We start from the raw sequence: 13287 nt of genomic DNA on the forward strand, positions 1-13287 counted from the left end.
GCTAGAGCCCGAGCCAGGGGCCAGGATCGAGCGGCGTGGATCCGCGGCGAATCTCGAACGACACGGCGTCGCTCCCCCCCGCGCCGGGCGCCGTGCCGACACGCGCGCCGGAGGCCACGGGATCACCAGCGCGTAGCTCCGTGCCGCCGAGGCTCGCGTACACGCTGTAGTAACGGTCGCCGTGATCGACGATCACCGTCAGGCCGTAGCTGTCGTAGCGATCGGCGAACACCACGCGACCCGCGGCGACGCTACGAACGGCCGCGCCGGGCTGCGTGACGAGCTCGATCCCGCTCACGCCGTGCTTCGAGGAGCGCCGCACCTCGGCGCGGCCGGCGACCGGGAAGAGCAGGCGCCCCTTCTGCGCCTCGAAAGCGAGGCGCGCGTCCGCGTCCCGAGGCCCGCTGTCGGCGCCGTAGATCGCCACGTAGTCCGGGCGCGACGACGACTCGAAGGCGCGCGCGAACGCCGCCCTGCGCTCGTCCTCGGCTTCGAGCGCGCGCTTGGCGCGTTTCATGGCCTCGCGCTGCAGGTCGAGCGGCGCGCGCTCGGCGCGTAACCTCGAGATACGGTCCTCGAGCTCGACGCGGCGCTCGAGCAGCGCCTTCTCGTCGGCGATGTCGCGCTCGAGGGCGCGGCGCACGCGCTCCACACGCGCCGCGTGATCGACGAGCGCGTCGAAGCCCTCGCCCACGGGCAAGAGGCCCGCGTGCACGTGCCGGTAGTAGGCCCGGCCGCGCGCGAGCATGCGCTTGCGAACGGTCCCGAGGCGCGGCTCGATCCCCGCGAGCTCGCCCTCGGCGGCGCGTTGCTGCTCTTCGATCCGCTTCAAGAGTCGCTCGAAGTCGGCGACCGACGAGAGCGGGCTCGCCTGCGGGGCGGGCAGCGCCTCGACGGGCGTGCCGCCCTGCGCCGCGCCGGAGGCGAGCGCCAGGAGCAACACGGAGGCGAGCGACGTTCGGCGCTTCATCTCAGATCGCCGCCATCCGCCGCAGGCTCACGAGCGCCGTCGTCGCGCCGAGCGCGCCGCCGAGGAGCACGAGCCCGAGCGAGACGGTCCAGGGCAAGAACGAGGGCGAGAGCCCGAGCAGGTTCGCGAGCTCGTGATCGAAGCGCCCGCGCACCAGGAAAAAGAGCCCGCCGAGCAGCGCGATCGCCGCCGCCGCGCCCGCCGCGCCTTGCATCGCGCCCTCGATCACGAAGGGACGACGCACGAACTCGTTCGTCGCGCCGACGAGCTTCAGGACCTCGACCTCGGTGCGCCTGCGGCTGAGCAGGAGGCGCATCGTCGAGCTGATCACGCTGAAGACCGCGCACATCACCACGACCGCGAGCGCCGCGCTCGCCGACACGCCGCCGCCGAGCAACGACGAGAGGCGCTCGGTCCAGCGCTGGTAGGTCTCGACCGTCTCCACCGCCGGCAACGCCCGCAGCTTGAGCGCGATCGACTGCAGATCGTTCTCGCCGATGTCGTCCGTGAAGCCGAGCTCGAGCGAGGCCGGGAACGCGGCCGGCGGCAACGACGCGAGCGCCGCGTCCGACTCGTCGACCACGATCTCGCGCCGCGCCTCCACGCTCGTCACGTGCCGCACGCGCTTGACGCCGGGTGTCTTCTCGAGCGCGCGGACGAGCTCGTTCACCTCGGGATCCGCCACGCCGTCGCGCAGGTACACCGTCGCGCGACCCGCGCGCGACCAGCGATCACGCACCGCCGAGAGGTTCGTCACCACGAGCAGCGAGGCCGCCAGGCACACGAACGCGACCGCGAGGGAGAAGATCGACTGCACGTGCACGCGCATGTCCCCTCGCCCGGGTCTCCAGGCCTTCATGGGCACTCGCACGCCGTACCGTTCGCTCGCCATGCAGCTCCTCCCTACGCCACGAGGTTCATCGGGACGTCATCACCTGCCATGTCGAGCCCGTTCGGCGCGTCCGTCGCCTTGCCCGCGTCGAGCACCACCACGCGCCGCGGGCGCACGTCGAGCAGCGTCCGATCGTGCGTCGCGAAGAGCACCGTGGCCCCGGTCTCGTGGATGTCCTCGAAGAGGCCGAGGATGTCGATCGCGAGCTCGGGATCGAGGTTGCCCGTCGGCTCGTCGGCGAGGATGAGCGCCGGCTCGCCCACGATCGCCCGCGCGATCGCGACCCTTTGTTGCTCGCCGCCCGAGAGGCGCTTGGCCTGCTCGTCGCCGCGCCCCGAGAGCCCGACGCGCTCGAGCGCCTCGCCCACGCGGCTGCGCACGAGCCGCGGCGGCAGGCCCACGACCTCGAGCGCCACGGCCACGTTGTCGAACACGGTCCAGCTCGGCACGAGCTTGAAGTCCTGGAAGACGTAGCCGATGTTGCGGCGCAGGGCGGGGATCGAGTCCTCGCGCAGGCGCCCCACGTCGCGGCCGAGGAAGAGGATCCGGCCCTCGTCGACGCGCTCGGTGCGGTGCACGAGCCGGAGCAGCGTGCTCTTGCCCGCGCCCGAGGGCCCCGTGATGAACACGAACTCCCCGCGCTCGATCGTGAGCGACATCCCTCGCAGGACGGGTTGGTCCGGCCGGTAGGCCTTGTGCACGTCCTCGAACACCAGGATCGGCCGCCTCGCTGCAGCCGGGTCGAACCGGTGTCCGGACCGCAGGGCCGGATGAAACGAAGGGCGCGGGGATGACGCCATGGGCGCGATTGCTACCAGGGCCCTACGGAGCGGGAAAATTTTTGGGGTAAGGAGAGAGCGTCATGCCGCTCCGCATCGCGTTTTTTGGCCTGCCCCTCGCGGCGCTCCTGCTCGCGAAGGACGGGCACTCGATCGAGCTCTGCGCCGTCTGCCGCAAGGACGCCCTCGGCCTCCGTCGCGCGCGGCGCGTGTTCGGTGATCGCGTGATCGTCAAGCCCAGGGTCACGGACGCCGCGCTGCTCGATCGCGTCGCGCGCCTCCAGCCCGACCTCGTCGTGAGCTGGTTCTGGACCACGCGCCTGCCCATGCGCCTCGTCGAGAGCGCGCGGCTCGGCGGCATCGGCGTCCATCCCTCGCTCCTGCCGCGCCACCGCGGCCCCGATCCGACGACATGGGCGATCCTCGCCGGCGACGCGATCACCGGCGTCTCCGTGCACCGCATCGCCGCGGAGTACGACACCGGCGCGATCCTGGAGCAGGAGGAGCTCGTGATCGATCCTCGCTGGACCGGCTGGGACCTCGCGCGCGCCCTCGATCGTCCCTCGCTGCGCGCCTTGCGCCGCACCTGCATGCGCCTGTCGCGCGGCGAGACGATCGCCGAGATCCCGCAAGACGAGGCGCTCGTGACGCACGCGCCCGCCCTCGGCGACGACGAGCACGCGATCCGCTGGACCTGGCCCACCGATCGCGTGCTCCGCCACGTCCGCGCCCTCGCGCCCGCGCCCGGCGCCTTCACCGAGATCGCGGGCGCGCTCGTGACCGTGCTCGAGGCCCGAGAAGCGGCGCATTTTCCCGGCGCGCTCGCGCCTGGCGAGGGCTACGCCGAGGGGGGTTTTGCCGTGATCCGCACCGGGGATGGCGCGGTGATCCTGGTGCGGGGTGAGATCGACGGCGCGCCCGCGGACGCCTCGGCCCTCGCCCGGCTCTTTCTTGCGCCAGCGCCTTTGCTAGGCTGACGCCGCGCTCCGCGACTGGCGCGCTTTCTTGGAGGAGGACCGTGGAACCCGCTCAGCTCGCAAAGATCGCGCGCGCATCCCTCGCCGAGGCGCTCTCCGCCCTGCAGAGCGCCGACGACGCGCCCGATGAGCTCCTCGAGGCCGCCGAGCCCATCGCGAAGACGATGGGCATCCTGCACAAGATCGAGCGCAGCGGCGGCGCCGTGCTCGACGGCCGCGACGTCGCGCTCAAGAACGTGCGCAAGGTCCTCGCGGACGTGCAGGCGCTCGACGTGGATCACCCCGCCGTCGACACGGTGCTCGAGTCGGTCGCCGCGTCGCTCGCGAAGGTGAACGCGCTCGCGAAGCACAAGGGGACGGGCCAGCCGGCGGCGCAACCCGTTGCGGAGACGAAGCCCGCCCCCCAACCGGAACCACAACGTGTTGCGGTTCCGGACCCCCCTCCCCAACCCGAACCTCAACGTGTTGCGGTTCCGGACCCCCCTCCCCAACCCGAACCTCAACGCGTTGTGGTTCCGGACCCCCCTCCCCAACCCGAACCTCAACGCGTCGAGGTTGCGAAGCCTCCTCCCCAGCCGGAACCGCAACGCGTCGAGGTCGCGAAGCCACCTCCCGAGCCCGAACCGCAACGCGTCGAGGTCGCGAAGCCTCCTCCCGAGCCCGCCGCGCCCGAGCCCGTCGCGGAGGTGATCAAACCCGCGCCCGTCCTCCAGATCGCGCCGGAGCCCGTCGTCGAGCCGCAACGCGTCGTCGAGGTGAAGCCCGCGCCCGCGCTCGCTCCCGTCGCGGCTGCGCCCGCGCTCGCTCCCATCCCTGCGCCCGTCGCTGCGCCCACGCCTGCGCCTGCGCCCGTCGCTGCGCCGGCGCCTGCGCCTGCGCCCACGCCCGCGCCTGCGAAGGCCGAGCCGCGCAAGGATCCGCAGCCCACACCCGCGCCCGCGAAGGCCACGCCCGCGCCTGCCAAGGCCACGCCTGCGCCGGGCAAGGCGCAGGTCCCGCCCGGCGTGCGCCCCGTCGACGTCGAGCTCGGCACGCACAGCACCTCGAACTTCTACAAGGGCCTCTCCGGCAACGACGTCATCGAGCACGGCGGCATCTTCGTCTCGACCTACCGCATCCCGAAGCTCGGCGCCGAGGTCCAGCTCCGCGTCCTCATGCCCGGCGACTACGAGTTCTACGCGAAGGCCGTCGTGCAATGGACGCGCGAGGCGAGCGGCTCCTCCGAGCCCGGCTTCGGCGCGCGCTTCACCCAGATCGGGAGCGAGGGCAGGCAGCTCGTCTACCGCTACGCGCGGAACCGCGAGCCGATGTTCTACGACGACCTGTGAAGCGCTCCTCCACGCGCCGCGCGGCCCTCGTAGGCGCCGCGCTCTCCTTGGCCCTCGCCGTGCCCCGCACCGCAGAGGCCGTCGGAGATCCGGATCTCGACTGGGCGACCCTCGAGACGGCGCACTTCCGCGTCCATCACCCGACCACGCTCACGCCCCTCGCCGAGCGCGTCGCGCGCCTCTCGGAGCTCATCCACGCGCGCCTCACGGTCGCGCTCGACAACCGCCCGCGCGGCAAGACCGAGGTCGTGATCACGGACGACGTCGACTCGGCCAACGGCTCGGCCACGGCGCTGCCCTTCAACACCGTGCGCCTCTACGCGACCGCGCCCGGGGACCTCTCGCCGCTCGGCGACTACGACGACTGGCTCTACGACCTCATCGTCCACGAGCACACGCACATCCTGCACCTCGACAACATCTCGGGGCTGCCCGCGCTCATCAACACGATCCTCGGCAAGAGCTTCGCGCCGAACCAGGTGCAGCCGCGCTGGATCATCGAGGGCCTCGCCACCGTGTACGAGTCGCGCGAGTCGAGCGCCGGCCGCATGCGCTCGGCGCTCTTCGACATGTTCATGCGCGCCGACGTGCTCGACGACAACATCGCCCGGCTCGATCAGATGTCGTCCGTGGCGCTGCGCTGGCCCCAGGGCAACATCTGGTACCTCTACGGCTCGCGTTTCCTCGGCTGGATCAGCGACGTCTACGGCCCGAACACGATGACGGCCGTCGCCGCGGACTACGGCAACAACGTCCTGCCCTGGGGCATCAACCGCTCGATGCGGCGCGCGACGGGCCGGACGTACGAGGAGCTCTACGACGGCTTCAAGGATCACCTGCGCCGCAAGTACGCCGCGCAGGTGCGCGCCATCGAGGCCCGCGGGATCCGCGAAGGCGTCCGCCTCACGCGCCACGGCCGCAACGTCCACTACCCGCGGTTCGTCCCCCGAAACGCCCGCGCGACCGACGCCGACGAGCTCGTCTACTACCGCGACGACTACAACGTGCGCGAGGGCATCTACCGCGCGCGCCTGACCAAGCGCCGCGACGGCTTCGAGGCCGAATCGAAGCTCGTCGTTCGCACCCGCGGCATGTCGACCTCGTCGTTCTCGCCCGCGGGGGATCACTTCTTCCAGAGCAACAGCCCCTTCAAGATCGTCTACCGCCGCGACGATCTCTACCGCGTCGAGAACGGCAAGACGGCGCCGCGCGGCGACGAAGCCGCGCGCCACCGCCTCACCGTCGGCCTTCGCGCCGGCGCGCCCGACGTGAGCCCCGACGGCCGTCGCGTCACGTTCACCGTCAACACGAAGGGCACGACCTTCCTCCAGATCGCCGACCTCGACCCCGAGGGACACGTCCAGAACCGGCGCGACCTCGTCCCGAGCGCGCGCTTCGAGCAGGCCTACACGCCGCGCTTCTCGCCCAACGGCCGCTCCATCGCCTACAGCGCGTGGACGAAGGGCGGCTACCGCGACATCCGCATCGTCGACGCCTCGACCGGCGCCTTCGAGAACATCACGCGCGACCGCGCCCTCGACGCGAACCCCGTCTGGTCGAGCGACGGCAAGACCCTCTACTTCTCCTCCGATCGCAGCGGCGTCCCGAACATCTACGCCTACGACGTCGCGAGCCGCGGCCTCAAGCAGGTCACGAACGTGCGCATGGGCGCGCTCCAGCCCGCGGTGAGCCCCGACGATCGGACGCTCGTCTACGTCGGCTACACCTCGAAGGGCTTCGACCTCTACGCGATGCCGCTCGACCCGGCGCGTTTCCTCGACGCGCCACCTCCGCCCGCGGATCGCCCCGACCCGCCGCCCGAGCCCGAGCGCATCCCCATGCGCAAGCTGCCCTATCGCGCGCTCTCCACGCTCGCGCCGCGCAACTACGCCGTCTCCTTCGGCCCTGGCAACTACAGCCAGAACGCGCTCACGCTCAGCACCTTCGGCGCCGACGTCGCGGGCTTCCACGAGTTCTCGGCCGAGATGATCGCCGACTTCGCCGCGCCCGCGCCGCGCGTGAGCCTCGACTACTCGTACCGCAGGCTCCCGGTCGACCTCGGCGTCCGCTTCTTCCACGCCGTCTCTCCGCGCTTCCAGGGCTACCGCCTCAGCGGCGTCGACGTCCCGTACGACGAGCGCGGCGTCGGCCTCTCGTCGAGCTTGACCTACCGGATCCCCGGCGAGTTCACCGACCAGACCCTGAGCCTCTCCTACTCGCTCACGAACTTCCGCGCCGAGGTCGCTGGACAAACCCCCGGGCTCGACCCCTACGCCCCGCGCACGCGCCTGCCCTTCGGCGGCATGATCGGCACCGTCCGCGCGTCCTACGGCTTCTCCAACGTCGAGGGCTCGCTCGACGCGGCCGGCTCGATCCGCGGCTACTCCGCGCGTTTCGCCGTCGAGTACGCGGGCCCGGCGACGGGCAGCGACTTCACCTTGCAGACCGCCGAGGCCTCCGCCGTGGGTTACATCCCCATGCCCTGGCGCGGCCTGCACACGCTCGCGCTGCGCGTCGCGGGCGGCATCGCGGCGGGCACCTACCCGCGGGACGGCTTCTTCTTCGTCGGCGGCTACGACCTCGACAACGTGAGCCTCGTCGACTCGGTCACGACGGGCATCTACGACGGCTCCTTCGTGCTGCGCGGCTACGCGCCTGGCAGCGCCTCCGGCCGCGCCTACCTCCTGCAGAACGTCGAGTACCGCTTCCCGATCGCCAAGCCCGACTGGGGTTTGTCCACGCTCCCCTTCTACCTGCGCCGCCTCGACGGCAACGTCTTCGTCGACTACGGCGGCGCCTTCGACAAACTCTCGCGTGACGACGTCTCGTTCCTCTCGAACGGCGCGCTCATCGACGCGCCCAAGCTCCACACCTCGATCGGCGCCGAGCTCTGGCTCGGCCTCTCGATCGGCTACTACGTCCACACGCAGCTCCGCCTCGGCTACGCCTATGGCCTCAGCGCGAAGGCGATCCCCGGCGGTCAGGCGTACTTCGTCGCCTCGAGCGCGTTCTGACGAGAAAGGCCAAGAACTTGCCCGGAACCCTTCACGCGGCGTCTCGTGGGTACGTGCGCCGAACCTTCGCCCTCCTCCTCGTGGCCCTCGCCGCTTCGGGCTGCATGATGCCCCAGACGCCGACGGACAAGCTCATGGACGCCGCGTACGACCACAACACGGCCCTGCGCTTCGGCCGCATGGACATCGCGCGTGAGCACGTCGTGGCGTCGGCGCGCGAGGCGTGGGCGCAGCGGCATGCGTCCTGGGGGGGTCGGGTGCGCGTCGTTGATCTCGAGCTCTCCGACGTCCGCATGAAGGCCCGCGACGAGGCCGAGGTCCGCGTGCGCGTCGAGTGGCAACGCATCGACGAGGCCGAGCTCCGCACGACCGAGCTCGTCCAGAAGTGGCGCAACGCGAGCGGCTGGCGCGTGCACGCCGAAGAGTGCGCCAGCGGCGACACGGCCCTTCTCGATCGTCCCGCGGACACGGCCAAACCCAAAGCCGGCAGCGCAAAGGACGATTTTTAGGTCCCCTCTCCCCCCACCCACCCCTCTCCCGCGAGCGGGGGTTTGGGGGCGTAGCTCGGCTTGTCCGAGCGTAGCCCCCAAGCGATGAATGAGGGGCGGGGGTGAGGGAGTCTTCCCGGAACGATCAGCTCGCCGCAGCGGGCGCCGCAGCCGCAGCCTTCTTCGACTTCTTCGGCGCTGCGGTCTCCTGCGTGGCCAGCTCGACCTTCGGGGCCTTGGCGCGCGCCTTCTTCTTCACCTGTGCCTTGCGGCGCCTCATCTTGATCGAGTTGCGGCGATCACGGTAACCCATCGCGTGTGACTCCTCGGGGGATGCTTTTGCGGGCCTCGGCGCAACGTTGGTTGCGCGAGCCCCGTCGTTCGGTCTGAAAAACGGGCGGCAAATCTGCCCAAGAAGGGGCCCGCCCGCAAGGATTCAGGGAAGGATCGTGCCCGGCGCCGAAGCGCAGGCTCGTCAGCCTCGGCGGACCGCTCCCTCTTCAGCCTCCGCTGACCGCTCCGTCGAGGGCGACCTCACGGCCGCGGACCTCGAGGCGATACCGGGAGTTCACGGTCTCGATGTAGAAGACTTCCCGCCCCGCGAGCCGGAGGACCCGCTTGACCGGTGTCGTCACGTATTCGTGCATCCCGTCGGAAAACTCGATCACGACGACAGAGCCTTTCCGCGGAGCACGTACCAGTCGACCGACGACGGCGCGGGAGCCACGGCCGAGCTTGCGGAGCACAACTTGCACAGCAGCCATCCTAGCATGCACTCGCGAGACGGGCACAAGCTGCACAAGGGCGGCGCCTGATTTCCGCGCGTCCGTCCAGCTTCACACGGCGAAGATCCGCCGCCGACGCGACACATACCGCGCCGCTCCAGCGTCTCGCGCCTCGACGCCGACTCCCCCAAACCTCCGAAAATACCGGAGATCCCGGCCTTTCCCGAGGAAGGGAGACGGAGCCCGGGGGGCGTCGGGGCATACGCTTGCGGTTTCCCCTTGCCTCTTTTGCCCGTCCGCGGTCTGTCTGCGCCCGTGCGCGGGGTACCTGCTCGTCCGACCGGGTCCGTCGAGGTGATCACGGGCTCGATGTTCAGTGGAAAAACCGAGGAGCTCATCCGCCGCATCAAGCGCGCGATCCTCGCCCGTCAGCGCGTGCAGGCGTTCAAGCCGCGCATCGACGACCGTTACGACGCCCATCGTATCGTCAGCCACGAGGCCGTGAGCGTCGAGGCCGTCGCCGTCGGCACGAGCGCGAGCATCGAGGAGCGCGTGCTCGACGAGACCGACGTCGTCGCCATCGACGAGGCGCAGTTCTTCGATCGAGGCATCGTCGAGGTCTGCGACAAACTCGCGAACCGCGGCCTGCGCGTCATCGCCGCCGGCCTCGACCAGGACTACCTCGGCCGCCCCTTCCCGCCGATGCCCGAGCTCATGGCCATCGCCGAGGAGGTCACCAAGGTGCACGCCGTCTGCGCCGTCTGCGGCGGCCCCGCGAGCCGCTCGCAGCGCCTCATCCCGCAGGCCACGACGGTGCTCGTCGGCGGCGCCGAGAGCTACGAGGCACGCTGCCGCGGCTGCTTCGAGCCACGCGACGTGCCTCGCACCGAGTTCTAGCGTCGCGCCCGCGAGCCCGTGTCGAACGGGCTCCGCACGCCCGGCGCGTCCTTGTCCGCGAAGTACACGCGCAGCATGTCCGACGCGACGTTCGTCGCCTTCACGCGCCACTTCGCCCCGTTCGCCACCAGCACCGACAGCGCGATCTCGGGTTTGTCGCTCGGCGCGAAGCCCACCCACCACGTGTAGAACGGGCCCTCGGGCGTCGGCTTCGTGAGCGTCCCCGTCTTGCCCGCGATGCGGATGTTCGGCAGGTAGGCCCGGCCCGCTCGGTCGTGGAACGACTTGTAGCTCGTCCCCGACTCCACGGTCTGCTCCATCATCGTGGTGATCGCCTGCGCCGTCTGCTCGCTCATCACCCGCTTGAGGGGCAAACGGGCCGTGGGGCCCCGGTAGATCTCGCCGTCCTCGTCCTTCACGTTGTCCACGATCGAGAGGCGGATCATCTCGCCGCCGTTGGCGACCGTCGTGGCCAGGTTCGCGGCCTGGAACGGCGAGAGCGTCGTGTTCCAGAAGCCGGCGGCCGTGCGGGCGAAGCCGAGCTCGTCCTCGGGCAGGGAGATCGTGCTCTGCGCGAGCTTCACGTCGAACGGGATGTCCTGCCCCCAGCCGAGCTTCTGCGCCGTCCCTTCGAGCGCGCCTCGATCGAGGTTCCTGCTCGCGAGCCGGGCGAAGACCGTGTTCAGGCTCCGGCCCATCGCCTGCGCGAGCGTGGCGCACCACTTGTCGCGTTTCTTGTTGTCGACGAGGTCCCGCGCGGTGATCGAGTGCTCGCCGCCCGAGTAACATTGCTTCGTGTTCGGCCCGAGCCCGGCTTGCTCCACGAGCGCCGTCGCCGTGACGATCTTGAACACGCTCGCCGAGGGCGCCGTCGCCTCCGCGGCGACGTCGTGCAGCGCCCCTTGGTCGACGTAACTCGCCCACGCGAGGACCTTGCCCGTCTTGATGTCCGTCATCACGACGGCGCCCTCGGGCACGCGCCCTTGGCGCATGAACGCCATCGCCGCGCGCTGGTACTTCGGCACCACCGTGAGCTCCGCCCGACGATTGCCGTGCGCAGGCGCGATCGCGACGTTGCCTCGATCGTCGATGCGCGTGAGATCGACGTCCGTGAGTGGAGGTGGTGTCACCTCCCGCGTGACGACGGGCCCTCCGTTCGTTTCGATTTTGCTCTTCGCGAGGAGGCCGGCGAGCTCCACGTCGTGCTTGCGCAACATGGGGAGCGTGACGGCCACGAGCCCCACGGCGGCACCGATGGCGATCCACTGACGCATTGGCTAACCGGGCCTTAACGCGCGGCGCGAGGCTGGGCCAAAATTGTGGTGCGACCTTGGGACCTCAAAAGTTCAAGGCCGCGCGCGCGCCGAGCTCGTGCATCCACGCCGAGGATCGCGCCGGGTTGTCCGCGTCGTCGAGCAGGTTCCCCGGCACGAGCGCGAGGTTCTCCCCCGCGCCGCTCCCCGGCGTGTGGTAGGCGAGCCAGTTCACCGTCACCCGGACGAACCGCGTGTGCCAGTACGTCGCGCCGAGGCCGAGCTGCAGCACCGAGATCTTCGACGTCCGCCCCGGCGCGCCGGGCGTGGCCGCGTCGTAGTCGCCCCCGCGCGCCGCGCCGTCGTAACGCGCCTGGACGCCTGCCGCGATCGCCATCACCTCGAGCCCGCGCCTGTCGTCGTAGCTCTTCTTGGGCGTGCCGCTCGACAGGTCGAGCCGCGGTGGCCGGGAAAAACCCGGCTCGCCGCCGACGAACGCGTCGCCGACGGGCCACGCCGACGCGTGCACGTACCAGCCCACGCCCTCGACGTTGCCGATCCGCTCGGTGTACCTGAACGCGAGCCCGTCCAGCGCCTCGCGTGTCCCGTTGTCGACCCAGTACGCCTCGGCGCGCAGCTCGTACCGATCGATCGGCACGCGCAGCTCGCCGCCGATGCGGTTTTGCGCGCCCGACGGCAGGACGCGCACGAGCCTGCCGCGTGAATCGTGGTAGCGCGGATCCCAGAGGGCGAACCCCTGCGCCGTGGTGATCGCGGGATAGTCGTACGCGACGAACGCCGGGTCTCGCGCGCCGCGTTGCGCGCTCACGCCGATGTGCGCGCGCGAGAGCGCCGCGGACAAACCCGAGGGCGCCTCCTCGTCGCCCATCGACGTGCCTCGGGCGAAGGGGCGCACCACGACGCGGCCGATGAAATCGGGGTAGGCGTCGACCTGCGGCCGATTCGGTCCGTCGCCGACGAAGAGGCCGAGCTCGTAGCTCAGGGTTTGCGCCTCGTTGAGGTCGCCCCAGATCGTCATGCCGATTTCCTTGCCGTTCGGCTGGACGAACGCTCGAATCGGCAGCACCCGCTCCATCCACGGGTGCAGATCGTTGCCCGTGCGGTTCTCCAGGGAAAACGGGGCCTGGTGCTGCCCGAGCATCACGTGAAACTGACGGAGCAGGGTGTAGTCGAGGTAGGCGTTCGCGAGCTGCGCCGTCGGGCCCACGGACTGGGGCGGCAGGAAGCGCGACCCCGTGGAGAGCGGCGCTTGTCCGGGCGGCAAGCTCGGCGGCTGGGCCTCGCCGATCGGGTTCGTTATGGGCTGCCCGCCGAAATCCACCCCGATGAGGGCAAACCACCGGCGGAAGAGGTCGGCGCCGACCTCGATACGGGCGCGACGTGCAAAAAAACGCGGCGTGAGCAACGCGCCGCCGCTCTCGGCCGGGAGCGCGCCCGCGCCGCCGCCGAGGAAGGAATGGAAATCGAGGTGCAGGCGGCCCCGCACATACACGCGGATGTCGTCCGAGGGGTCGCGCAGGAAAACGCCGCCTTGAAAGCCGGCGAGGGCCAAACGCGGCTCCGTGCGGCTGGGCACGTCCACCTCGAGCGGGAAAGGCTGCACCGGCGCTGGCGGAGGCGTCACCACGGGCGGCGTTTTTCCAGCCGGCGGCGGCGGCGGCGGACCGGCGGGCGAAGCCGGCGGCGGAATCACCTTCGGCCGCGGGAGAGGCCCCGGCAGGCGGATGGGGGGCCTCTGCGGCGGAGCGGGCTGCGTGGTCTTTCCCGGTTCGGCGGGCGGCGCCGGCGGAACCTGTGCGAGCGCCGGAACAGAAAAAACACACCCGAGCGCGCCGAAGAGCACCGCCTTGGCTATGCTCCCGCGCGAGCCTCCCCCGAGGCGCTTCGTGTCCCCGCTTTTCGTGTGCACCATTCGCGGAATGTTTCCGGCTTCGCGCCCGACA

General features: G+C 70.8%; 12 protein-coding genes. 5 read left to right on the forward strand and 7 right to left on the reverse strand.

Annotated elements, in window-relative coordinates:
* Position 1: 1 nt before the first annotated feature.
* The 3 genes from GF068_RS21660 to ftsE are packed head-to-tail and all read right to left on the reverse strand — an operon-like array spanning position 2 to position 2581.
* Positions 2-970 carry a murein hydrolase activator EnvC family protein gene (locus tag GF068_RS21660; protein ID WP_153821354.1) on the reverse strand — a complete coding sequence of 323 codons (969 nt, stop codon included), beginning with the start codon at positions 968-970 and terminating at the stop codon, positions 2-4.
* Between the two features lies 1 nt (position 971).
* Entirely contained in the window at positions 972-1862 is an 891-nt protein-coding gene (locus GF068_RS21665; RefSeq protein WP_153821355.1) for a cell division protein FtsX, read from the reverse strand.
* Positions 1863-1873: 11 nt separating this feature from the next.
* The gene (gene ftsE / locus GF068_RS21670) at positions 1874-2581 is read right to left on the reverse strand and encodes a cell division ATP-binding protein FtsE (protein ID WP_420814127.1); all 708 of its coding nucleotides are present in this window, start codon (positions 2579-2581) and stop codon (positions 1874-1876) included.
* Between the two features lie 143 nt (positions 2582-2724).
* Between ftsE and GF068_RS21675 the strand changes: the two genes are divergently transcribed.
* Genes GF068_RS21675 through GF068_RS21685 form a run of 4 tightly spaced genes read left to right on the forward strand, consistent with a single transcriptional unit; the run spans position 2725 to position 8469 of the window.
* Entirely contained in the window at positions 2725-3618 is an 894-nt protein-coding gene (locus GF068_RS21675; RefSeq protein WP_153821357.1) for a methionyl-tRNA formyltransferase, read from the forward strand.
* Between the two features lie 41 nt (positions 3619-3659).
* Positions 3660-4946 (forward strand): PilZ domain-containing protein, encoded by a 1287-nt coding sequence (locus tag GF068_RS45270; RefSeq protein WP_240807187.1) that lies wholly within the window; start codon positions 3660-3662, stop codon positions 4944-4946.
* Positions 4943-7960, forward strand: coding sequence for a BamA/TamA family outer membrane protein (locus GF068_RS21680; RefSeq protein WP_338046496.1), 3018 nt, complete (start codon positions 4943-4945; stop codon positions 7958-7960). The genes GF068_RS45270 and GF068_RS21680 overlap by 4 nt, the downstream gene beginning before the upstream one ends.
* A gap of 53 nt (positions 7961-8013) precedes the next feature.
* On the forward strand, positions 8014-8469 hold the full coding sequence (locus GF068_RS21685; protein WP_153821359.1) for a hypothetical protein: 456 nt from the start codon (positions 8014-8016) through the stop codon (positions 8467-8469).
* 124 nt (positions 8470-8593) lie between these two features.
* On the opposite strand, the gene GF068_RS21690 is transcribed toward GF068_RS21685, so the two are convergent.
* Complete coding sequence (locus tag GF068_RS21690) at positions 8594-8761, reverse strand: hypothetical protein (protein WP_153821360.1); 168 nt, start codon at positions 8759-8761, stop codon at positions 8594-8596.
* 187 nt (positions 8762-8948) lie between these two features.
* Complete coding sequence (locus tag GF068_RS21695) at positions 8949-9116, reverse strand: hypothetical protein (RefSeq protein WP_153821361.1); 168 nt, start codon at positions 9114-9116, stop codon at positions 8949-8951.
* Between the two features lie 426 nt (positions 9117-9542).
* Between GF068_RS21695 and GF068_RS21700 the strand changes: the two genes are divergently transcribed.
* On the forward strand, positions 9543-10070 hold the full coding sequence (locus GF068_RS21700) for a thymidine kinase (protein ID WP_153821799.1): 528 nt from the start codon (positions 9543-9545) through the stop codon (positions 10068-10070).
* Here GF068_RS21700 and GF068_RS21705 read toward each other — a convergent pair.
* Complete coding sequence (locus tag GF068_RS21705; protein ID WP_153821362.1) at positions 10067-11344, reverse strand: penicillin-binding transpeptidase domain-containing protein; 1278 nt, start codon at positions 11342-11344, stop codon at positions 10067-10069. The two genes, GF068_RS21700 and GF068_RS21705, sit on opposite strands and share 4 nt — an antisense overlap.
* Positions 11345-11408: 64 nt before the next feature.
* Positions 11409-13256: a porin gene (locus GF068_RS21710; RefSeq protein ID WP_240807189.1), complete on the reverse strand. Its 1848-nt coding sequence runs from the start codon at positions 13254-13256 to the stop codon at positions 11409-11411.
* Between the last annotated feature and the right edge of the window lie 31 nt (positions 13257-13287).

Origin of the sequence: Polyangium spumosum, from assembly GCF_009649845.1 — a bacterium.
GTDB classification, from domain to species: Bacteria; Myxococcota_A; Polyangia; order Polyangiales; family Polyangiaceae; genus Polyangium; species Polyangium spumosum.